At 39.6% G+C, this 22,695-nt stretch carries 17 protein-coding genes and 1 pseudogene; 11 read left to right on the forward strand and 7 right to left on the reverse strand.

The window, feature by feature from the left end; translation table 11 throughout:
• Positions 1–53: 53 nt before the first annotated feature.
• Complete coding sequence (gene stlD / locus EAE91_RS08285) at positions 54–1,202, reverse strand: beta-ketosynthase StlD (protein WP_214088071.1); 1,149 nt, start codon at positions 1,200–1,202, stop codon at positions 54–56.
• Positions 1,203–2,150, reverse strand: a complete 948-nt coding sequence (gene stlC / locus EAE91_RS08290; protein WP_214088072.1) for a stilbene biosynthesis aromatase StlC — start codon at positions 2,148–2,150, stop codon at positions 1,203–1,205.
• A gap of 1,072 nt (positions 2,151–3,222) precedes the next feature.
• Here stlC and EAE91_RS08295 point away from each other — a divergent pair.
• Complete coding sequence (locus tag EAE91_RS08295; protein ID WP_214088073.1) at positions 3,223–4,614, forward strand: amino acid permease; 1,392 nt, start codon at positions 3,223–3,225, stop codon at positions 4,612–4,614.
• A 378-nt stretch (positions 4,615–4,992) separates the two neighbouring features.
• Here EAE91_RS08295 and EAE91_RS08300 read toward each other — a convergent pair whose 3' ends face one another.
• Positions 4,993–5,835 (reverse strand): alpha/beta fold hydrolase, encoded by an 843-nt coding sequence (locus EAE91_RS08300; protein WP_214088074.1) that lies wholly within the window; start codon positions 5,833–5,835, stop codon positions 4,993–4,995.
• A gap of 593 nt (positions 5,836–6,428) precedes the next feature.
• Between EAE91_RS08300 and EAE91_RS08305 the strand changes: the two genes are divergently transcribed.
• The 9 genes from EAE91_RS08305 (at position 6,429) to EAE91_RS08345 (ending at position 14,490) form a co-directional block, all read left to right on the forward strand.
• The gene (locus EAE91_RS08305; protein WP_214088075.1) at positions 6,429–6,959 is read left to right on the forward strand and encodes a fimbrial protein; all 531 of its coding nucleotides are present in this window, start codon (positions 6,429–6,431) and stop codon (positions 6,957–6,959) included.
• Positions 6,960–7,074: 115 nt separating this feature from the next.
• Positions 7,075–7,749: a fimbrial biogenesis chaperone gene (locus EAE91_RS08310; protein ID WP_214088076.1), complete on the forward strand. Its 675-nt coding sequence runs from the start codon at positions 7,075–7,077 to the stop codon at positions 7,747–7,749.
• A 42-nt stretch (positions 7,750–7,791) separates the two neighbouring features.
• Complete coding sequence (locus EAE91_RS08315) at positions 7,792–10,332, forward strand: fimbria/pilus outer membrane usher protein (RefSeq protein WP_214088077.1); 2,541 nt, start codon at positions 7,792–7,794, stop codon at positions 10,330–10,332.
• A gap of 19 nt (positions 10,333–10,351) precedes the next feature.
• Positions 10,352–11,344, forward strand: coding sequence for a fimbrial protein (locus EAE91_RS08320; protein ID WP_214088078.1), 993 nt, complete (start codon positions 10,352–10,354; stop codon positions 11,342–11,344).
• A 478-nt stretch (positions 11,345–11,822) separates the two neighbouring features.
• Complete coding sequence (locus EAE91_RS08325; protein WP_214088079.1) at positions 11,823–12,188, forward strand: tlde1 domain-containing protein; 366 nt, start codon at positions 11,823–11,825, stop codon at positions 12,186–12,188.
• Positions 12,185–12,718, forward strand: coding sequence for a hypothetical protein (locus EAE91_RS08330; protein WP_214088080.1), 534 nt, complete (start codon positions 12,185–12,187; stop codon positions 12,716–12,718). Before EAE91_RS08325 ends, EAE91_RS08330 begins: the two co-directional genes overlap by 4 nt.
• Positions 12,719–12,766: 48 nt before the next feature.
• Positions 12,767–13,294, forward strand: coding sequence for a hypothetical protein (locus EAE91_RS08335; protein WP_214088081.1), 528 nt, complete (start codon positions 12,767–12,769; stop codon positions 13,292–13,294).
• 574 nt (positions 13,295–13,868) lie between these two features.
• A complete protein-coding gene (locus EAE91_RS08340) occupies positions 13,869–14,381 on the forward strand; it encodes a hypothetical protein (protein ID WP_214088082.1) in 513 nt (170 codons plus the stop codon).
• Positions 14,353–14,490 carry a hypothetical protein gene (locus tag EAE91_RS08345; protein WP_158537745.1) on the forward strand — a complete coding sequence of 46 codons (138 nt, stop codon included), beginning with the start codon at positions 14,353–14,355 and terminating at the stop codon, positions 14,488–14,490. Before EAE91_RS08340 ends, EAE91_RS08345 begins: the two co-directional genes overlap by 29 nt.
• Positions 14,491–14,757: 267 nt before the next feature.
• Here the strand turns inward: EAE91_RS08345 and hrpA are convergent.
• Positions 14,758–18,489 (reverse strand): annotated as a pseudogene (gene hrpA, locus EAE91_RS08350) (ATP-dependent RNA helicase HrpA); the annotation flags it as partial.
• Between the two features lie 303 nt (positions 18,490–18,792).
• Between hrpA and EAE91_RS08355 the strand changes: the two are divergent.
• Positions 18,793–19,395, forward strand: coding sequence for an FMN-dependent NADH-azoreductase (locus EAE91_RS08355; RefSeq protein WP_214088084.1), 603 nt, complete (start codon positions 18,793–18,795; stop codon positions 19,393–19,395).
• 78 nt (positions 19,396–19,473) lie between these two features.
• Here the strand turns inward: EAE91_RS08355 and EAE91_RS08360 are convergent, their stop codons facing one another.
• From EAE91_RS08360 to EAE91_RS08370, 3 genes are read right to left on the reverse strand one after another with little or no spacing between them, the layout of a single operon-like run.
• Positions 19,474–19,800 (reverse strand): YdbL family probable chaperone protein, encoded by a 327-nt coding sequence (locus tag EAE91_RS08360; protein WP_214088085.1) that lies wholly within the window; start codon positions 19,798–19,800, stop codon positions 19,474–19,476.
• A gap of 12 nt (positions 19,801–19,812) precedes the next feature.
• On the reverse strand, positions 19,813–20,010 hold the full coding sequence (locus EAE91_RS08365) for a YnbE family lipoprotein (RefSeq protein WP_214088086.1): 198 nt from the start codon (positions 20,008–20,010) through the stop codon (positions 19,813–19,815).
• Positions 20,007–22,634, reverse strand: a complete 2,628-nt coding sequence (locus tag EAE91_RS08370; protein ID WP_214088087.1) for a YdbH family protein — start codon at positions 22,632–22,634, stop codon at positions 20,007–20,009. Before EAE91_RS08370 ends, EAE91_RS08365 begins: the two co-directional genes overlap by 4 nt.
• Positions 22,635–22,695: the final 61 nt, after the last annotated feature.

Consider the following 22,695-nt stretch of genomic DNA (forward strand, 5'->3'; position numbering starts at 1 on the left):
ACGAGGGGAAACCGGTTGTTTCCCCATTCTTCATTAACACTAAGATTAAATATTTACACGACAGTCAGGTGCATGAATGCCCCTGTGAATCTGGCACTTTCAGGGATAAAACATAATAGACGCTGATCTTTTTTCAACTTACCCGACTTCATAAGCTCATCCAACATGATATAAATAGAAGCCGATCCGGTATTTCCTTTCATTGTTAAGTTAGTAAACCAACGCTCTTGTGGAATACCAAAATTAATATCTTCAAGACCCGCGGCAAATTTCATGCGGAAATATTCAGATGAGTAATGAGGCAAGAACCAATCAATAGATTCTGACGATAAGTTACGATCAGCAACTATCCGTCTCAATGGTTCGGTAAGTGTGAATTTAACAACCCTCTCATTTAAATATCTGACATCTTGTTTGATGCAGAAAACAGAATATGCAAGCCAATCAGCCTGACTCATTTGAGCCCAACCTTTCAAACTGCCATCTGCTAACTTTTCTCCACCTGAGTACATACATGTCTCTTGCTCATTAGCAAAAGAGTAAATATCTATCCAATCAATTCGTAATGAAACACCATCAGGTCGAGGCTTGTTTTCAAGTAAAGCAGCGCCGGCACCATCAGAAAGCATCCAACGCAGAAAATCTTTTTCAAAAGCGATTTCAGGACGTCGTTCCAGTTCTGCAACCCGAGCTTCGTTTTCACTCTGGAAATTGCGGGCATGCAATACAGTGGAAGGTACTTCCGACGTTGTTGAAACCGCATTACTTGTCGTTCCTGAGAGAACGGACAAATAAGCATATTTCATCGCTGTTATACCCGCAGCACAAGCACTGGAAGTTGAGATAACTTCACATGGTTTATTTTTGAGCTCTCCATGAACCATGAGACCGTGACCCGGTATAATTTGATCAGGAGTACCACTGCTTGCTGCCAGAATTTGCATATCGTCTAAAGAGAAGTGTTCATCAACCAAACCTTTTACTGCCTCAGCCGCTAGTTGAGCAGATGTATAAGTTGCCTCACCTGTCTCCGGATCCAGTGCATAATGACGATATTTGATACCATTATTGCGAAGGACTATATGACGAGATCTTGATGGACGACCACCAACAAAGCCAAGAACAGATTCCATTGTATTATTATCTATTGGGTTTCCCGGCATAAACGCGGAAACTTTAGTGATATAAACGTTGTTACTCATTTACTTATTTATCTCCTTATCATCATAGCGGGCAGAACCAGAAGGTTGTTCATAGTATTTCTGTAATTCATTAAGACGTTCTTTAAGTAATGGGGTAAGCAAACGGCGAACAACTACCGAAATAGGAAAAACAACTAGTACCATCAATATCAAATAGGTTACAAACAACGCTAATAAAGAGCGTCTTACCCATATCCCTCGTTTGCCTACACGGCAAATCAGCCCGGACCAAAATCTAAACCCTCGATGCGCCGCACGTTCACCGAAAATAAAAGCTTGGTCGACAACCGCCGCTCCCATACCTTTCAACATTGGAGCATCAACTTTCTCTTTATCCGTTTTGAGCGCAGCCAATAACGCATCACCAAAACGTGTGGCATCTTTAACGTCTTCCTCCGATACGCCCGCCCGCGGTAAGCTAGGAAATGGCTGTCTTTTTCCTGTCATTAGCCATATCGGGGTTGTGAATACTGTTGCAAAAAAGTTTGCTTTATCAACAAAAACCACGTTATCGCGCAAATACGCGCCACTTTCATGCAACAATCTTTTGACAGTTTCCTGAGCTATCAACCACATGTTTCGGCAAGCAATAACTGTCACCACCGGTCGGCCATTAAGTACACGCTTTCCTTCTTTACTCTTAAGAAATGCTGTTATCGGAGGAGCCGGCGATAAATACCAAACCTGGTAGCCTAATATGACCAAATCAAAAGGTTCTTCGTCTTCCAGATTCAAAGGCGCTAGCTCAGGCGGGTGTAACTGCACTGTTTCTGGAAAAACATCAACAAACTTGGAAAACTTCCAGGGAAACTCAAATTCTGGAACCGGTTTCAGAACAACTTCACGGATGTATATCTCGTCAGACTCTTGCAGGGGAGAGATTAAGCTTTTTACCACCTCGGTCAATTGACCACTTTGGGAATATGACACTACAAGAACACGTTTCATATGTTCTAACCTTTATGAATATTTAATACTGAGCCATTCATCGGCACCTAAAAGATAAGAATTTGAATGACAGTTGTCCTCTAACCATCTGAGAATATTTTTTGGCATATGTACATATAATCATTCCTGAAAATTAAAAACATATACAAGAAAAACAAGTTAATAAATGGCAGAGTAATATTTTCACAAACAATATAAATCAAAACAGTCGTTGTCAACATGATTTTTTTATTTTTATATAAGATTAGTTTTATATCACATTGTAGAAATTTAATTAGTTACTGATAGAAAATTCAATGAAAAATATATTAACTTGAATATAAAATTAACAAAGTCAATTAAAATAAAACAAACATTTAAATTAAATCAACAAATTAAAAAAACATTCTAAGTGTTTTAATTTAATGAAATATTTATAACATCATGAAACTACATGTTCAATAGATTAATTTAATAATTTGACATGAAAACAAAAGATGATTATTACTTGGCAATAATATTACATAACAAAATAAAAATTAGAGATAAAATTTTTCACAAGCATTTTTATTAAATTTTGATATCGATCGAAAAAATTAAAATAAAAATTACTTAATTAGTAATAACATCATAGCACTTCATAATTATCACCTATTCACCTCAATACAAAAAACAGCATTATAAAAATAACTCATATAAGCTTATAAAAATAAATTGATCTTACTATACCTTATGGATTTCAAGATGCGTCTCGGCGGCAAGGGAGCGAATCCCCGGGATCATAGATAACTATATGACTGGGGTGAGTGAATGCAGCCAACAAAGAAGCAACTTGAAAGATAACGGATATACACTTAATCATCCCTAAACTCACCATCAAACAATGCATAAATTTTACAGTTAGTTGCATAGAAAACCATTGCATCCAGCTCATACCCTTCGTAGAATCCCCCCTCTATTTCTAGGTTCAATCAGTCTGTTTTTCCGTTCTGTACAGCTTGGAAGCGACGAAAACCCGATACCCAGTTCATCTTTATGATCGGGGTAACAAATTGGGTAACAATGCAGTTTATGTCACATTAGGAACACATCTTTGGAAAAGAAACTAGGTCTCACAGCTCTTACTGCTCTGGTACTCAGCTCTATGGTCGGTGCAGGCGTTTTCAGCTTACCGCAGAATATGGCTGAAATCGCCAGCCCAGCAGCGTTAATGATTGGTTGGGGAATAACAGGTGTCGGTATCCTGTTCCTGGCTACCTCGCTATTATTGCTCTCTCGTCTTCGTCCGGATCTTGATGGAGGGATTTTCACTTATGCTAAAGAGGGCTTTGGTGAACTAGTAGGCTTCTGTTCTGCCTGGGGATATTGGTTATGCGCAGTTATTGCCAATGTTTCTTATCTGGTTATCGTTTTTGCCGCCCTAAGTTTCTTTACTGACAAAGAGGGTACCGTCATCTTTGGTGATGGCAATACCTGGCAGTCCCTATTGGGAGAATCTATTCTACTCTGGTTCGTACATTGGCTGGTACTCCGCGGCGTTCAAACCGCAGCCGGAATCAATAAATTGGCGACAATGGCAAAGTTGTTGCCTTTAGGTGCTTTCATCATACTTGCCGCCATAGCCTTTAAAATGGATATCTTTGCTCTCGACTTTAGAGGCATCGAGCTAGGAGTTCCTGTCTGGCAACAAGTAAAAGACACTATGTTGATTACTCTCTGGGTTTTTATCGGTATTGAAGGTGCTGTCGTAGTTTCTGCCAGGGCGAAAAAACGGACAGATGTTGGTATTGCAACCATGCTAGCTGTCGTTGCAGCATTAGCAATATACATCTTAGTCACCCTACTCTCCCTTGGATTAGTACCACGACCTGAGTTAGCAGAAATACGCAACCCGTCAATGGCAAACCTGATGGTAGGACTTGTTGGTTCCGCAGGTGAAATCATTATTGCTGCCGGATTGATTATCTCCGTCTGTGGTGCTTATCTGAGTTGGACGATCATGGCAGCAGAAGTGCCATTTATCGCTTCCCAACACGGTTCTTTTCCAAAAGTATTTAGCCAGCAAAACCGCAATAATGCACCATCATCTTCCTTGTGGTTCACTAATGGCGCTGTACAACTCTCTCTCATTTTGATCTGGTTGAGTGGAAGTAACTACAATTCATTACTGGCAATTGCATCAGAGATGATTTTAGTGCCCTATTTCCTTGTCGGAGCATTTCTTTTAAAAGTCGCTTTTGAGCGTAGCAATAAAGGATTATTACTCGTTGCTATTGGAGCCTGTATTTATGGCATATGGTTACTTTATGCATCCGGTTTGATGAATTTGCTATTGTCTGTTGTTCTCTATGCACCAGGTCTTATTGTTTTTCTGTATGTACGCCGTCAAAACCCACAGAAAAATAGCTTACATCTGGCTGAAAAGCTCACTATTGTCGTGTTGCTGGTAACAGCAATTCCTGCCACTGGGTTGCTAATCAAGTAGTCCCGTCAGATTCAGGCCATTACTTTCCTGTGATGGCTTTCTGGGTTTTTCATATAGCAGTTTGTTTAATTTTTTGTGGTTCTGCCATATTTTTGTTGGTGTTATCTTTAACTGTATGTTGTAACTAATATTGTTAATACAACTTGATAGGTATGGTACTTTAGTCAATTTTGTCGATGCAAAGTGTTGAAGAACGAAACTAAGATGACTTTCAAGGCAACGATGTTGGTGGATCTATTCCAGCTCATCATAAGCAAAGGTGTAAAACTTGAGGTAGAGCGTCTATTTCGCCCTATTGGAATCATCTCTGATTGGGGCATTCGCACCGCAACAAATTCAGTACGAACGCCCTGATAAAGACCGGATATTGTCCTTAAGTTATTTCAATTTGTCGGCCCAATTCGCAATTGCATCCGCTGTTTCGAGCGGCTTCTCAGCAGGTAATGCGTGGCTGGCCCCTTCAATCACTGCGACAGTAACGCGGTTACCGAACTCATCCTTCGCCTCCATTCGAGACGATTCAGGTCGAAATGGGTCGGAATCCGCCTGTAGATCGAGGATTGGTGCTGTCCCGCCAGCCCACCAATCCTTGCGATTGGTCAGTTCACGCGCCGAGGACTGGCTTTTTATGACATCAGAATGCCAACCCTCAAGCCAAGGCGTTGGGTCATTGCCTTCCGCGAAGAAGGCAAGTCTAAGTTTGGCCAGCCGCTCCTCACGAGTGGATTTCGGATCACTAATCACCATAATCGCATCCGAGAGCTCTGAAGGCCAAGATTTCGCCGCCCCTGCCAGAAGTACTATGCCACGCGTCATTTCGGGATAATCCGAGGCAATCGTCTTAGCGATCCAGTGGCCATAAGCGTGCCCCACTACGATTGCCTTGCCTCCTTCCGCCGCAACTACAGACGCAAAATCGTCGGCAAAGTCGTGGAAGGTCACATTTTCCATCGGGCCGACTGACCTTGAGATTCCGCGTGGTTCCGGCAGAGCAACGCGATAGCCACGCATCGCCAGTCGATCCGCAAGTGGCGCGAATTCCGCGGTTCCTCGCCCGGTTGAAGCAATCACCACAAGCAGTGGCCCTTCCCCACGCACCGAATATTCGATCGATGCCACACCATTGGTAGCAATTTTTTGCTCTACATGCATGGCCGAAGCAGGACGCGCGGCTGCAAGCACGATGGACAAAAAGCCTAATATCAAGACGAACTGTTTCATTTTCCTCCCTTACAGGGTTAATTGTGTTGAGTGTTTATAACGTCAACTAAGATAGGCATCGCTATAAACAATAAAATAGAAAGATCACATGAGAAGACTCTAGAGTAATTTAAACCAGATGACTTACTCTATTAGAATAAAAATTCTCAGAGGGCAAATGATAGCGAGAGGTAATAACATGAAAATAATAGAACAAAAAAATAAATTCTTAAGCGTGATAAATTAATTGTGATCTATATCACAATTAATTTTATAACCAATTATTAATTAAAAAGATATTCTCATTAATTAGCATAATGATTTATTACATACAATAAATCACCTTAATATTAAAAAATAATCCTATTTAAGAAGCAAATACAGATAAAAATCTTAAATACAGCATATTATCCAGTCATTCTTTGGATTTTTCCTAATTAATCGCTATGATCACTCAGCTTTATCCCAAAAAAGACACAGTTTGAGTTATCGCTATTGTTATTGGGTAAAAGTCATAAATATTTACACGCTGTATTGATGTTTATACAGTTCCCATTAAATCAATATTTCTATTTCCCTAACGCCATACTTGGCAGGGTTAGGATCTATTTAAAATGAAAGCTAAACTGATTATTTCATGCTTACTTGCATCTTCTGTATTTATTTCTGTAGCAAATGCAGCCGACGGAAAAATCAACTTTACAGGTAATATCATCGCAAATGCCTGTAAAATCGATACTGACTCTGCAAATCAAAACGTAAACATGGGAACAATTGGCTCAAATGCATTTAGTGGTGTAGATAGTACCGCAGCAGCAACACCCTTTAGCATTAAAATGAGTGATTGCCCACCAGAATATACTCATGCACAAGTCAAATTTGACGGGCAAATAGATAGTAGAAATAACAGTCTTCTGGCCTTATCCAATGATAAAGGCGATAACGTCGCCGATGGTGTTGCTATTGGTATCTATGAAGAAGATAACTCAACGCTGATCCCTTTAGCAAAAGCTTCCAAATCTCAAGCTTTTACTGACCAAAAAACAGCAGAGTTGAAGTTTATTGCAAAATATGTTGCTACAGCTCAAGACATTAGTCCAGGTTCAGGTGATGCAGTCGCCAATTTTACGATCGTTTATAACTAAGACAGGCTAAATTTAGAACAGAACTTTGATTCACGTTTTGTTTCTAATAAAGCAGTATAGGGAATGGATGCCCACAAAATAACGCATAAAAACACGATAAAACGGAGATGCCACCGTGCAGTATCAACGCCTATTCACAATAGTTTTTCTATATATTATCAGTATAAATTTCGCTATCGCAGGTGTCGTCATTGGTGGGACTCGTGTTATCTACATGAGTGACAAAAAAGAAGCCTCCATTTCTATAAACAACCCAGAAAAAGATGCACCTTATCTGATTCAGTCTTGGATGCAAGATGAAAATGATAATACGAAGACCCCTTTTATCGTTACTCCTCCCATCTTTAAACTCGCCGCAGGCCATGAAAATATCCTGCGTATTGTAAAAACAGAAAGCAACCTGCCTCAAGATCGGGAGTCACTTTTTTGGTTAAATATAAAGTCTATCCCTACCTCTGTGAAATCAGATCAGAATCAATTACAAATAACAGTTAAGTCAAAGTTTAAATTGTTTTACCGTCCTGCAAGTTTGGCAGAAAAGTCAAGTACTGCATATAAAGAGCTAAAATTCCGTACAGAAAACAACTCATTGATCGCAGAAAATCCTACCCCTTACTTCATTTCATTCTCTTACCTTAAAGCAGATCAACATGAAATAAAACCTGCGGGCATGATTAAACCCTTTAGTCAACTAAGTTGGCCTCTGCCGACAAAACACATAAAGCAGGTAAATTGGAAAGCAATTAATGATTTTGGTGGTGTTACTGCCGAGGAAAAAACAGCTATTTAATAAAACCGTTACATTACTTTACTCTATACTAAAAAGTTAATTATGGGAAAGTGCTCACAGCATAAGATTAATAAGCAACCATATGATATTAAACATTCATGGCTCTTATTATTGCCATTTATCGCTGCTGGCATATTTTTTTACCCTACAAAGACTTATTCTGAAGATTATTTCAACATTCATGCACTGGAGATAGGTACTGATTCTGGTTCACCAGAAAACATTGATCTCTCTATTTTCACACAAGATGACTATCCGCCCGGTATTTACTGGGTAGATATTTACCTTAATAGAGAGAAAATAGATACCAGGAACGTAACCTTTGTCACGATAAATAACAAATTGCTGCCTAAGCTGACAATTCAGCAATTACAGGATATGGGAGTAAAAATTGATACATTTCCAGAGCTGATCAGTTTACCATCAGAAACAGAGTTGTCTGATTTAAGTCAATATATTCCATCAGCAAGCACCCTCTTCAATTTTAGTCAACAAAGACTGGATATCAGTATTCCACAAGCAATGCTAAACAATCAGGCAAGAGGTTATGTTTCGCCTGAATTATGGCAGCAAGGATTAACTTCACTATTAATTAACTATAATTATAGTGGTTCAAATACCTGGCAAGATAATCCATCTAGCTCTACGCAGACCCATTATCTGAATCTTCGAACAGGCGCTAATTGGCAAGCATGGCGTCTACGCAATTATTCTACCTATACCAGCCGTGACAAGAGTTGGAAAAGTATTAACACCTATTTACAACGGGATATTCACACTCTAAAAGGGCAATTAACGCTAGGTGACAGCTTCACCCCTTCCTATATTTTTGAGGGTGTCCAATTCCGGGGCTTACAATTAGCTTCTGATGATAATATGTTACCAGACAGCTTGCAAGGTTTCGCCCCTAGTGTTCGAGGAATTGCTCAAAGTAACGCTCAGGTTACAATCAAACAAAACGGCTATATCATTTATCAAACTTATGTTTCACCAGGCCCATTTGTCATTAATGACCTTTTCCCAACCACAACAAGTGGAGATTTAGAAGTTATTATCAAAGAAGCAGATGGTCAGGAATACCGATCTACTCAATCTTTTTCAACTATACCGATTATGTTACGAGAAGGCGGTCTCCAATATTCGATAACACTGGGCCAGTATCAATCATCAAATCATCATGGGCAAGAACCCAATTTTGTCCAAAGTGCATTGGTCTATGGTTTTTCTAATAATATCACTACCTATGGCGGTACGATTTTTTCAAAAAATTATCAATCCGTCGCTTTAGGATCAGGTTATAACCTTGGTATATTAGGTTCTCTCTCTTTTGACATTACTCATGCTAACACTGATTTACCATCCAATATAAGTACCAAAGGGCAATCTTATCGTTTTCAATATGCAAAAGATCTTTCATTAACAGGAACTAATTTCACTTTGGCAGGATATCGCTATTCGACACGTGGTTTTTACGATTTTAAAGAAGCCAATGACATAGATGATGCTAATAAAAATGACCGGCGTTACCGCACCAATAAAAGAAGTAAATTGCAACTGCATATTAATCAATCTTTAGGAAATTTTGGCAGTTTATATCTGTCCGCTCTTCAACAAAATTATTGGCAACAATGTGGCTATGAACGTAATATCAACGCAGGTTATAGCATCAATTATAATAATATTAATTACAGCCTGAATTATACCTATAGCCAACTTCCAGATACGGATAAAAATGAACAGCTCTTTTCATTCAGCATACAGATTCCATTAGATCGCTGGCTAAAGAATAGCTGGACCAGTTACAATTTTAATACCAATAAAAACAAAGATATTTCCCACCAAATCGGTTTAAGCGGCACAGCGCTGGAAGATAATAATTTAATCTATAGTTTGCAGCAAAGTTACACAAATCACGGTACTGGCGCTGGCGGTCATATTCATGCGGAATATAAAGGTGCTTATGGTCAACTCAGTACCGGTTATAGCTATGATCGCCATTCTCATCAACTGAATTATGGCCTTCAAGGAGGCATTGTCGCTCACCCATACGGTATTACTTTTTCACAACATTTGGGAGATACATTAGCATTAGTCCGGGCTGATGGTGCTCAAGGAATAAAGATCCAAAATAATGTTGGTATTGCCACCGATTGGAATGGTTATGCGATTATTCCCTATGTCAGCAGTTACCGGAAAAATCGAATTGCATTGGATACTCATTCATTAGCAGATAATGTCGATATTGACATTAATGCCCAAACCGTTATTCCTACTCGGGGAGCATTAGTTCTGGCCGATTTTAAAACCCGGATAGGTCACAGAGTTCTCATCAATCTCTACTATCAAGAAAATCCTATTCCTTTTGGCGCGGTTGTCACGTTAGAAAAACACCATGACATTGATGAAACAAACAGCGCAATTGTCAGTCACGGAGGGCAAGCTTACCTCACTGGTTTACCCGATAGTGGACGATTATTAGTTAAATGGGGTTATAAAGATATTCAGGAATGTATCGTTAATTACAAATTACCGGAAAAAACTCCTTTATCCGGTATTTACATAATAGCAGCGCACTGTAAATAACTACCCACAGGAAAACGCTATGTTTAATATTTACAATAAACTTAAATATTTTCTCATTATCATCAACTTATTAATTGGTTTGATAGTCAATTCTTATAGTTTTGCCGCTAACTGCCTGTTTGAGAAAGGATTTAAACCAGAAATCACTCATCTCTCTTTTGGAACATTATATGTACCAAGGGATCAACCTATTGGCACAACCATTTACGAATATCGTGCAGATGAATTAGACAATAAAAACAATATTTTCTATTGCGATACAAACGTTAATACATCATGGGGATATACATCCTATAAAAGTACGGATTATAACAAGGATGCTATTTACGAGTCCGGTGTCCCCGGTGTTGGTATCAGAATAAATACTTGGGGTCCCGGCTATGGTATCGACTGGTTACCACGAATTGCTAATAACCCTGTAAGCTGCGACAATTCTGGTCGTTGGTATTGTGGTAAGACATGGGGTTATTTGACAATTCAGCTAATAAAAATAGCACCAACAACAGGTTCTGGTTTTGTCAAAAATGAACAATTAATTCAGGCACGGGTAAATAACCACATCGTTCATACTTACCGTTTGGGAAATACCCGAATTATTACTAAAAGCTGCTCACTGAAAAATAGCAATATTACTGTTCCTATGGGCGATATTAAAAAAATCGATTTTTCTGGCATTAACAGCACCGCAGGAGGGAAGGATTTTGAAGTTATTTTAGATTGTGATGATGATGTCCAGATTCAATTAATGCTTGACGGAAATAAAGCAAAAAATAACTTATATCATGTCTGGGCGCTTGATCAAAATGATAATCGCACAACTGCTTCCGGTGTGGGTATGCAAATTCTTTACAACAACCAACCTGTCATTATCCATTCACAAATAAATATTGGTAATAGCTATTCAGGCGGGAAGTTATCTATCCCTTTACACGCCCGCTATTTTCAAACCGATCGCAATATTACCCCTGGGCAGGCAAATGTAACTGCAACAATGACTTTAACTTATCAGTAATAAATTTATCTGCATCAGTTATAGAAAGTTTATTTCTTGGCTGATGCTCGGTTATTTTATTGTTTTTATCTGAAAAATCTTTGATAAAATTCAGTCTGAAATACTGTCTAATAGAAAATTCAACAGTTTATGTCAGTTAATTAATATGTTATGAGTTAGTTCCATTTCTCCTGTTGAAGTTAGTGGAACAATTAAATTACTTCCTATGCTCAAAGTTATGCGCATAATTGTAATTCAATGAACCTAAAAAAACAAAGAGATTTTAGTGTAAGATTTTATTTTTCACTGAATTAACTTAAGAGCTAAACTTACGGATTTTCTTAGGAAGGTTTTTTCTTCAATTATACTTTAAATTCCTTCCTATCCCTTCATTTATTTTAATTTACAAAAAATTTATTTTATTTACAAAATTATGCTTTTAAAAATGTTTTTTAAGTTTAAAGTTAAATTTCTTAATGTTTACTAATGGAAACAAATTATGACGTGGCAATATTCACAAAGCACTGGTGTACTTACACATAATGGCTCTTTTATTGCAAAGGGCTATAGCGGTCATGGCGCAGGAGTAAATAATCCATCCATGCAGGACGCATATTTAACAGGACCTATTCCACAAGGTCATTATAGAATTAATGGATACAATAATCATAAAGGCCCATATACTGTAAAACTCGTTCCCATTTTAGGAACAAACACTTATGGCAGAGATGCTTTTAGAATCCACGGAGATAGAAATGATGGTTCATATCATCAAGCTTCTGAGGGGTGTATCGTTATAAACGGGGCTGAATTGAGAAAAAGTATTGCTTCATCCAGTGATGATATATTAGTTGTAGTACCATGAAAAAATTACTTCCAATACCAATAATAGCTTTAAATCTTTTAGCTTTTAATTCCTTTGCAACTGAGTTAGAGAAGAATAATCCATACCCTAATCTGACACCAAAGCAAATTATTGAAAAAGTAAATTCAATGGGAGCAAGGAAATTCGTAACATCGACCTTACCTAATACCGATGACAGCACATGGGATTACATTTTATCCCATATATCAAGTGGTGATCCTGAATGGTTGAACATTGTTCCGATATTATCAACTGGGGTTGATGCAGGCTCAGCAGAAGATCTCACAATAGCTGTTGCAACAGCAATACCAAAGAATGCCGCTGTTGTTATGTCTGTCCTTAATAACGCCAACATTTCAATTAGCACTGAATCTGTATGTTCATTGCCTTTTTATTCAGGTACCGAAGCAGAAATAAACAAATATGTCGTCGAAAGCATCAGGGCACTTTACAAATCAAAAAAAGGAGAAAATTGTTTGAAAATACTTGTTAATACTATCGGTAAATCAAAAAAATTTCAGGAATACTGAACTATGGCGTTAGATATTCTATTTTAAAAATATAATTTTGGTGGTTAAATGAAAAAACTGATTATGTTATTAATGCTAGTATCATTTAGTTCACTGGCCGTGGATCGCCATATTACAGCTAAAAATCCATATCCGAATTTAACACCAGAGCAATTGATCCTACAAATAAAACAGCAAGGTGCAAGAGCAGTAATTGAAAATATGCCAGAAGGAGATAACGGAGAATGGGATTATATAACAGATCATATTGCAAGTGGAGATATAACGTGGCTCAAGGTAGCTCCTTTACTTGCAAAGGGAAGTGATACCCATTCATCAGAAACGCTATCAACAGCATTAGCAACTGCATTACCTAAAAACGTAAACGGAGTATTATCTATTCTTGATGATTCCAATGTTTCAATTAGCACTGATTCTGTTTGTTCTCTACCTTTTTATCAAGGAACAGAAGCAGAATTAAATCAGTATGTCGTTGATAGTATTCGTGCACTGTATAAAAGTAAAAGTGGTGAAAAATGCTTACAAAAGCTTATTTCTGCCACCGGTAATTCAAAATCATTTTCTGAAGGGGATTAATAATGGCTATTTCTCTATAAATCGACTAAATAGCCATTAACCACGCATTAAATACGCGACTATATTAAATATATTTTTCGACTAGAAAATATTTTGATAAAGAATTGTTGTGGCAAAGAGGCTGAATATGAAAATAATAGTCATTAATAACGATACCCATATGTTTTTTTACATTTCGTTCTAATATGAAAAAATAGTTAACTAGTATAGTTAAGAAGAAAAACGTTATAATTGACATAAAAAGCATGGCCATGAATGGCATTTTTTACACCCTGTTTAAAAAAATCCATAATATCATTATGGATGAGAATGAAATGAATCATTAGTAGTAAAAATGGCGTTTTTTGACACAATTAACAATTATTTTCAATAAATTTTATTGACGTGTTGTTTAGGTTCAAGTAAGTCAAATACGTCACAGATAAATTTGTGACCGGGCGTGGAAACCCGATTAGCTGAATGGCACAATTACATAAAATTTGGAACACGCTCGCATATTAGACAATTAGAAAGAATAGTGACAATGTAATATTGGTATAATAAACCACTATCAAAACAGCAACAGTGTTAAAGAATGACCAAGTATCATAGTCTCAAGAATAAAGCCATTGGTGGAATCGGTAAGGTTAGCAGTTATGACATTGAATTCACTTTTAACAGTAAAAAACCGCAAACCTTTCGGTTAGTATTCTTTCCATTAACTGACGATATTGTCGGAGCCGAAAGAATTGCTGAAATATACGATGTTAATCCAAACATTTTATTCGCTGTATCTATCATCTTCTTCGATCAAGCTTATGAATCAATCCCGATAGACGAATTAAACGGTAGGACTCCATTTGATAAAATAGATAAAACTGTTCATTACAATAGAAATGAAAATAACTACTTTTTTAATGTCTTAATATCATACATTCTGGATTATATTGAAGAATCTAAAGTTCATTACTTGTACTTTAGTGGCTACAGTGATTCTCACAAAAGAACCTATGAAAGACTTTTACAAAAGGTACAGTCAAGATTAATATTAGAGTATGAAGATTTAGGAGGAGGCGATTATGTTGTTAAAACGTGCTACAGCAACTAAGAAGAAGGCAACTCAGGCTGACTACGCTCGTAACCGCAAAAATAAAACCGCGATGGTTAATGCTTTCGTTGAGGCTAACAAAACCAAACATACGGAAAGTACCTGCTAACCAGTTCATTCGTTTCAGTCTATACCCTATGGATTTCAAGATGCATCACGACAGCAAGGGAGTGAATCCCCGGGAGCATAGATAACGATGTGACCGGGGTGAGCGAGTGCAGCCAACAAAGAGGCAACTTGAAAGATAACGGGTATAAGTAAAAAGCCACCTTTAGAAATAGGAGGCTTTCAGTTTGACGATTTAACTGACCGATAAAAAACTGCATCACAAATGTAAAACTTGGGATGCAGTTTAGAATATGACCGTCTTCTTTGATCAGGAAGCAATTTGCTCCATCGTTTGCAAAATTCTCTTATCCGAGACCGGATATGGCGTGCCCAGTTGCTGAGCAAACAAGCTGATCCGCAGTTCTTCAATCATCCAACGAATCTCTTGCACCTCAGGTAACTGTTTCTGTTGCAGTGATAATTTCGCCAGCCATTGCTGCCACTGTTGCTGAACATTTTCGACACGCCCCATTTGTGCTCTATCTCTGTGCGGATCAACCGCCAATTTTTCAAGACGGCGCTCAATGCCTTGCAGATAACGCAGGACATCCGGCAAACGTTTCCAACCATTAGTGGTGACAAATCCTTTAAAAACCAAACCAGAAAGCTGCGCTTTGATATCCGATAACGCCAAGGCCAGAGAAATATCAATTTTCCCCTTAAGGCGTTTATTAATGGCAAAAATGGTGGTGAGTATCTGTTCCACTTGCTTAGCTATTTCCACAACAGTATCGTTCAACTCAGCCCGAACTTTGTATTGTAGCTGAATAAAACCCTGTTCATTCCAAGCCGGCCCACCATTCACTGTCATCAATTTATCCACACCACAAGAGATACAATCGTCAATTAAATCCAATACCTTGCCATAAGGATTAAAATAGAGCCCCAATTTGGATTTATTCGGCAATTTCTCATGTAAGTATTTAATTGGTGAAGGAATATTAAGCAACAACAGACGACGAGTACCTTCCCACATGGCAATCTGTTGCTCCAATTCAGTTTCAAACAATTTGATACCGATACTCTCTTTTTCATCCACCAGCGCAGGAAATGCTTTAACAGAGTAACCACCACGTTTTTGCTCATATCGTCCCGGCAATTCACCAAAACTCCAAATATGCAGCCCACTCTGTTCAATCCCATCATCAGCAACAGCAGAGAGTGTTTCCTGAACTTTCTCCTTCAAGCGTAATTTCAGTGCCGATAAATTTTTACCTTCCGCGATAGTCCGATTCTTCTCCCCCACCACTCGAAATGTCATTTTGAGGTGATCGGGTACTTGTTCTAACTGCCAATCATCACGTGACACCGTAACGCCAGTTATCCGCCGTAACTCCCTCTCAAGACTATCCAACAAAGTGGATTGAGGTTGAGATACTCGCTCCATAAATGCCTGAGCATAGTTTGGCGCAGGAACAAAATTACGACGAACTGGTTTTGGCAGTGATTTAATTAGTGCAACAACTAAGTCATAGCGAATACCTGGGATCTGCCAATCAAATCCTTCATCTTTAACCTGATTCAGTACCGGAAGCGGAATATGCACCGTCACGCCATCAGCTTGCGTGCCCGGTTCAAACTGGTAGCTAAGCCGTAATTTCAGAGTATCCTGATACCAATAATTAGGGTAATCCAACGCACTGATTTTATCGGCATCACCTTTGATCAACATATTTTTTTCAAAGTTGAGCAAGTCTGGTTGCTCTTTACCTGTCTTCATCCACCAGCGATCAAAATGGCGAGCAGAAACCACATTCTGAGGTATCCGTTGATCATAGAAACTAAACAAGGTTTCATCATCCACCAAAATGTCACGGCGACGGGATTTATGTTCTAGCTCCTCAATTTCCTCACGTAATTTTAGATTCGCTCGGAAAAATGCATGCCGAGTTTGCCAGTCGCCCTCCACCAGCGCATGGCGGATAAATAACTCACGACAGAGCATTGGATCAATTTTGCTGTAATTAACCTGACGACTAGCCACAATTGGCAAACCATATAAAGTGACTTTTTCCTTAGCCATTACCGCGCCCTGCGATTTTTGCCAGTGCGGTTCGCTATAGTGATACTTCACCAAATGCCCGGCTAACGGTTCAACCCATTCAGGTTCTATCCGCGCCGCAATACGCCCCCACAAGCGACTAGTTTCAACCAATTCCGCTGCCATTGACCATTTAGGCGGCTTCTTGAATAAACCAGAACCAGGGAAAATAGCAAAACGCGCATTACGCGCACCGGTATATTCCTGTTTATCTGCATCTTTTTGACCAATATGGGATAACAGCCCAGTAAGTAACGCAGTATGAATACTGCGGTAATCTGCATCCTGGCTATTTATCGACAAACCAATTTCTTTCACAACTTGTCGTAACTGAGCGTATATATCCTGCCACTCCCTGACTCTCAGGTAGTTAAGGTAATCTTGACGGCAAAGCTTGCGAAATTGCGAAGAAGAGAGTTCCTTTTGCTGAGCTTTCAAAAAATCCCATAATTTCAGAAATGCGATAAAATCAGAGTCTTTATCAGCAAATCGCCGGTGTTTCTCATCAGAAGCCTGCTGTTTCTCCAGTGGCCGCTCCCTTGGGTCCTGAATAGACAGCGCAGAAGTGATAACCATCACTTCACGCACACAACCATGATGACGAGCTTCCAATACCATACGTGCCAACCGGGGATCAACCGGAAGCTGAGCAAGTTGTCGGCCAATTGATGTAAGACGGTAATTACTCTTAGTCGTTGTGCTCTGATCAATTGCCCCAAGCTCTTCCAGAAGCCGAACACCATCCTGAATATTACGTTTATCAGGTGGTTGCACAAATGGAAATGCGCTAACATCCCCAAGACCAATCGCTGTCATTTGTAGAATGACCGATGCCAAGTTAGTGCGCAGGATTTCTGGATCAGTAAATTCTGGCCGAGAAAGGAAATCATCTTCTGAATACAGCCGGATACAGATCCCGTCAGATACACGTCCGCAACGCCCTTTCCGCTGATTAGCCGACGCCTGTGATATTGGCTCAATCGGCAATCTCTGTACTTTCGTCCGATAACTGTAACGGCTAATACGTGCATATCCGGTATCAATCACATATTTAATTCCCGGTACCGTCAACGAGGTTTCTGCCACGTTAGTTGCCAGCACAATTCTCCGCCCCGTATGTGGCTGGAAAATCCGGTTCTGATCACTGTTAGAAAGACGCGCAAATAGTGGCAGTACTTCGGTATGACGCAGATCCAGTTTATTTAGCGCATCGGCTGTATCACGAATCTCCCGCTCACCACTCATAAAGATCAGAATATCCCCAGGCCCTTCCCGGTTGAGTTCATCAACAGCATCAATAATTGCCTCAAGCTGATCCCGCTCTCCATCATTATCTTCCCCCATGACTGGACGATACCGCACTTCTACCGGATAGGTTCGGCCAGAAACTTCAATAATTGGCGCATGGTTAAAATGGCGGGAAAAACGTTCAGGATCGATAGTCGCCGAGGTAATAATCACTTTCAAATCGGGGCGTTTTGGCAATAATTGGCGCAAATAACCTAGAATAAAATCAATATTCAAACTACGCTCATGCGCCTCATCGATAATGAGCGTGTCATACTGTTTAAGCAACCTGTCATTTTGCAGTTCCGCCAGCAAAATACCATCGGTCATCAGCTTAACCAATGTGTTATCGCCCACATGATCACTAAACCGGACTTTATAACCGACAGCAGAACCCACAGAGGTTTCCAATTCTTCCGCCAGACGATTAGCAACCGCGCGAGCAGCCAATCGACGGGGTTGAGTATGACCGATTAGGCCCTTTATTCCCCGACCTAGTTCAAGACAAATTTTTGGGATCTGGGTTGTTTTACCCGAACCGGTTTCACCAGCAATAATGACAACTTGATGGTCACGAATAGCTTTGTAGATATCATCTTTCTTCTGGCTGACGGGCAAGTTTTCTGGATATTTGATCGTTGGACAAGCAGCCTGACGGTTAATGATTTTCTGAGACTCTTTCACTTATATTGATCCTTGTAACTTCTTAACTTTACTGATTAGCCAGCTTTTATTGATGACACCGTTCTTATTGATGACATGGCTCTTATGAACGACATAGTAGCACATCTTATTTATTGGCAATAATTTCGGCGGATATTTCCCCGCCACGCTATATCAACGTGGGTAAAAGTTTTTCAATAAATTTGAATACTGAGCACTAAATATTGCTCTATTACCAGAAGATAATAACTCATAGAATCACTATATCGTGATTAACAAGTGAATTACCAAAAGTTAACTTAAGGAATAAAAATGAGTAAAGTTCTGGTTCTTAAATCCAGCATTATGGCGCAGCATTCACATACTAACCAAATGGCAGATTTCTTCATTGAAAAGTGGCAAACCAATCATGCTGATGACAGCATTACGATACGTGATCTGGCCGCACAGCCCATTCCTATTCTGGATAATGAACTGGTTCATGCATTACGTCCGAGTGGCAATGAAATGACTGTTCGCCAAAAAGAGGCGCTAGCATTATCTGACGAATTGATTGCGGAATTGCAGGATAATGACGTTATTGTTATAACTGCGCCTATGTACAACTTCCACATTCCAACCCAACTGAAAAGCTATTTTGATCTGATAGCCCGTGCTGGCGTAACTTTTCGTTATACCGAAAACGGCCCTGAAGGTCTGCTAAAAGACAAACGTGTAATCGTCCTAACCAGCCGTGGTGGCATCCATAAAGACGGCCCCAGTGATCTATTAGTGCCTTATTTACGTCTGTTCCTGGGTTTCATTGGCCTCACTGATGTAGAGTTTGTTTTTGCCGAAGGTGTAGGGTTAAACCCTGATGCCGCAAATCAAGCGCAACAAACTGCTCGTGAAATTTTAGACGCAATAGCTTCCTGATAGTCACATTTTTGTTCATAATTCATACATTACCTATATTTTTATATTGCTGTTTTTTGCGCGTCATTCGACGCGCTTTTATTTTTTCAACCATTTGCCATTAATACCAAGCACATACTCACCAGATTCAGCTCTGTTCACCAATTTTTCGCCAGTAAGTTTAGCCACTTGCTTTGTAGAAATATTATTGCTAGCCGCAATTTCTGCGTATTTTTTCTCACGAGCCTGATTAATCTCTGTCACCAAAGCCTGCGCCTGACTATCTGCTTTCACTATAGCCAGATAACCACTGAATGTTTCACCGACCAACCCTTTCTGCTTCGCCTCATTTAAGGTCATTCCCCCAACAGAGGAGCTGAACAATACACTGACCAATAACAATATTCCCGTACCTGTTCTCTTCATAATGCCAACCTCCTAGAATAAACCCGTGTTATTCTTGAGCATCTCTTCAACTTGCCGGTCTACTTTTATCTGAATTTCATGCTCAATTTTGACATTCATATTAATATTAATGGGCTTCTCAGGTGTTGCCACTTCAAGGCGTATACAACCTGACAGCATTAAGGACCCCATTGATAGTAAGAACAGCTTCGTTATGGTTTGTTTTGTCATTTATCACTCCCATTTAATACAGAGATATTTTGCTGTAACCAATCTTCAAGATTGTTGCCAAACCGTAAGCTACGCCATAAGTGAAAGATATTCTCTTCATGATGGTAATTCAGCTTGACTTGCCGCTTTTTATCTCTTAATGAATTAACACCTTGAATTTCAGCATTAAGTGTCAAAACCCCTAAATTATCAAGACTGACTTGCGCCCGTAACAGGCTGATTTCTAAATAACGTAACCAATCCATAGCGGCACCAGCGGAAATATTATCTTTGTTAATGGAGTCTATCGTGTCTTTATCCAGACGTAAGGTCATATGGCCGATATTAGTAATCCGACCTTGCTGAACTATCCAACGTTCATTATTAATAAACAACGGCAATTGTCCGCTGATTTTGCCGGACATCGCAAATTGTTTAACTTTCAACACAGTAAAAAGGCGACTTAACTCCAATTTATCAAGCGTCAAAATAGCAGGATGATGCTGAGGAAATCTTAATTTATCCAGGTTAATACGCCCATCCAACATACCTACATTCACATTAGTCAATTCCAGCGGTTTTTGTTCCGATGGCGGATAAAACCCCTGTAAATCCGCCGTCAAATTATGCATTGCAAACAGATTATTAATTGTTTTCACTCGTAGCTGAACCGGCGATTTAACACCAAATTGCCAGATACTATCTTTCAACCGCCACGGTAAGACAAAATTAAGATCACTGATTTCACCATCTTTAAGCCACATGCTGCCATTTTTTACCGCCCAATGACCCCCAGCAACAAAACCTTGCTCTTGTGTGGCAGAAAAAGCGGCCTGTGCATAAAGATCACCTGAGCGCAAATTTATCCCCAAATCTTTAGGTACCAACGGCTGAAATACGAGTAAGGATTGAGTAGGCCAACGCGCTTCACCACGTAATCTTGCTCCATCCCAACGACTGTAAAAAAGGATCGGGCCAACATTTCTTGATGAAAGATCACCATTAACAATAAAGTTGTTCGGGCTTTCTCCTGTCAATTTTGCTGTCAGTTCAGTGGGAGGCAAAAAGCCACCGGACCGGAACGATATTTTTTTCGTTGCCAGTCGTAACTCCCCCTTAAAGGTGGGAGATTTCTCTGAACGTTGCCACTCCAATGGTTTTGTTAACTGTAAACGCGGCGTATCCACCCGAATCATACCGTGTTTAATAACATTAAAGCCGGTAGCCATTTCGTTGATGCTAATCAATGTGTCACGCCAGCGCCCTTTTCCGACAATATCCCATTTAGCCTGTAGTGACGGCAAATCGCCATCTCCCCAATAGTTCCAACGCCAATAGCCTCTATCCGGCATAAAATTCTCGGCATGACCATCAAGATGCAAACGGAATTTTCCCCAGTCACGGTGTTGTGCATTAACAATTGCTTGTAACCGACCAGTAAAACCTTCACGTGTCAGATAAGTTCCCGCTAACGGTGATCGGACATCTTTAATAATCAACTCATCAGACAAACGTCCCCAAGCCCGAAACAACGAACCTGACAGGAAAGTCATTTTCGGATTAACCAGCGGACCATTAATTACCGCAGGCAATGACATAGCCATCATCATATCATGTACATTAATCTGACCGGTTAATTGAAAAGGAAGTTGCGTATTTAACGAGCTTATCCGACCCGGTTTTATCGTTAACACAATATTGGCTTTACCACGTTTGCCCTGCGTGACCAAATTTATACGCCCACTAATTAGCAGGTTATCCAATCCTTGTTGCCAATGAGCAATCTTAATATTCACTCCACCCGCAAGAGGTTGTTCCGCACTCGTCCAGTGCCATTTACCATCAGTAATATCAAACTGGTCTTGGTTAAACTGCCAAGGCAATTCAGCCAAAGGTACTGTTGTCCCCTCTTCGCTGATAATAAGTTTGCCGGATTTCTCTTGCCAACCTAACTTGATATTTATCGGACGCACATATTGCCTGGCAATAATTTTACCTTTTACTTCACCATGAGGAGGCAGTTTGTCCACATTAAGTGGTAAAGTCATTTCACCATTAAGGCTGATTTCCTGTTCTGGTAATTTAATTGCCAGTTGGTCAATAATTAGCGATTCCTTACCATAAATATGTGCTGACAATTTAACATTCTTTCCCTGATAACTCAGTTTTTGCCCCTGAGGAGAGGAACTGAATTTTAGTTTTCCGGCAAAATCTTGCCAGGGATAGAAAGAAAGATTTTCCACGGACAAACTTCCTTGTGGAATAAGCGCTAAAATATCAGCAACAGACAATGGAGCAAGGCCCTGAGTAGATTCGGGTAACTGATTTAGACAATTGATATCTCCATTAATATCTGCTGCATTTAATTGCCAATGATAACTGTTATCTATCTCTGAATATGGATAACTAACAGATAATCGAGATACACGAATAAGCCTGCATCCCTTCACTTGTAATGAAATATCAGCCAGTTGCAACGCCCCATTTTTCCATTCTGGTTGTTTCAATGAAACAACCATACCTGGAGGTAACCAGCGACCGGTGACCTTAGGTAACCAATGAGGAATAGAAAACCATCCCGCCGCTATCAGCAATACCAACAACATTAGTACGGTAATGAATATTTTTAACCCTTTGGCTATCAACTCCTTGCCTCTCCTTATTAAGCCTTAGATCGGTTACTTCTATTGTTATTCCATAATTTAG

The organism is Photorhabdus noenieputensis (genome assembly GCF_018448935.1).
Classification (GTDB): domain Bacteria; phylum Pseudomonadota; class Gammaproteobacteria; order Enterobacterales; family Enterobacteriaceae; genus Photorhabdus; species Photorhabdus noenieputensis.

Coding starts and splice junctions, on each gene's coding strand:
- stlD (WP_214088071.1), bottom strand. CDS start 1,202: ATGAGTAACAACGTTTATATCACTAAAGTTTCCGCGTTTATGCCGGGA.
- stlC (WP_214088072.1), bottom strand. CDS start 2,150: ATGAAACGTGTTCTTGTAGTGTCATATTCCCAAAGTGGTCAATTGACC.
- EAE91_RS08300 (WP_214088074.1), bottom strand. CDS start 5,835: ATGAAACAGTTCGTCTTGATATTAGGCTTTTTGTCCATCGTGCTTGCA.
- EAE91_RS08305 (WP_214088075.1), top strand. CDS start 6,429: ATGAAAGCTAAACTGATTATTTCATGCTTACTTGCATCTTCTGTATTT.
- EAE91_RS08315 (WP_214088077.1), top strand. CDS start 7,792: ATGGGAAAGTGCTCACAGCATAAGATTAATAAGCAACCATATGATATT.
- EAE91_RS08320 (WP_214088078.1), top strand. CDS start 10,352: ATGTTTAATATTTACAATAAACTTAAATATTTTCTCATTATCATCAAC.
- EAE91_RS08325 (WP_214088079.1), top strand. CDS start 11,823: ATGACGTGGCAATATTCACAAAGCACTGGTGTACTTACACATAATGGC.
- EAE91_RS08330 (WP_214088080.1), top strand. CDS start 12,185: ATGAAAAAATTACTTCCAATACCAATAATAGCTTTAAATCTTTTAGCT.
- EAE91_RS08335 (WP_214088081.1), top strand. CDS start 12,767: ATGAAAAAACTGATTATGTTATTAATGCTAGTATCATTTAGTTCACTG.
- EAE91_RS08340 (WP_214088082.1), top strand. CDS start 13,869: ATGACCAAGTATCATAGTCTCAAGAATAAAGCCATTGGTGGAATCGGT.
- EAE91_RS08345 (WP_158537745.1), top strand. CDS start 14,353: ATGTTGTTAAAACGTGCTACAGCAACTAAGAAGAAGGCAACTCAGGCT.
- EAE91_RS08355 (WP_214088084.1), top strand. CDS start 18,793: ATGAGTAAAGTTCTGGTTCTTAAATCCAGCATTATGGCGCAGCATTCA.
- EAE91_RS08360 (WP_214088085.1), bottom strand. CDS start 19,800: ATGAAGAGAACAGGTACGGGAATATTGTTATTGGTCAGTGTATTGTTC.
- EAE91_RS08365 (WP_214088086.1), bottom strand. CDS start 20,010: ATGACAAAACAAACCATAACGAAGCTGTTCTTACTATCAATGGGGTCC.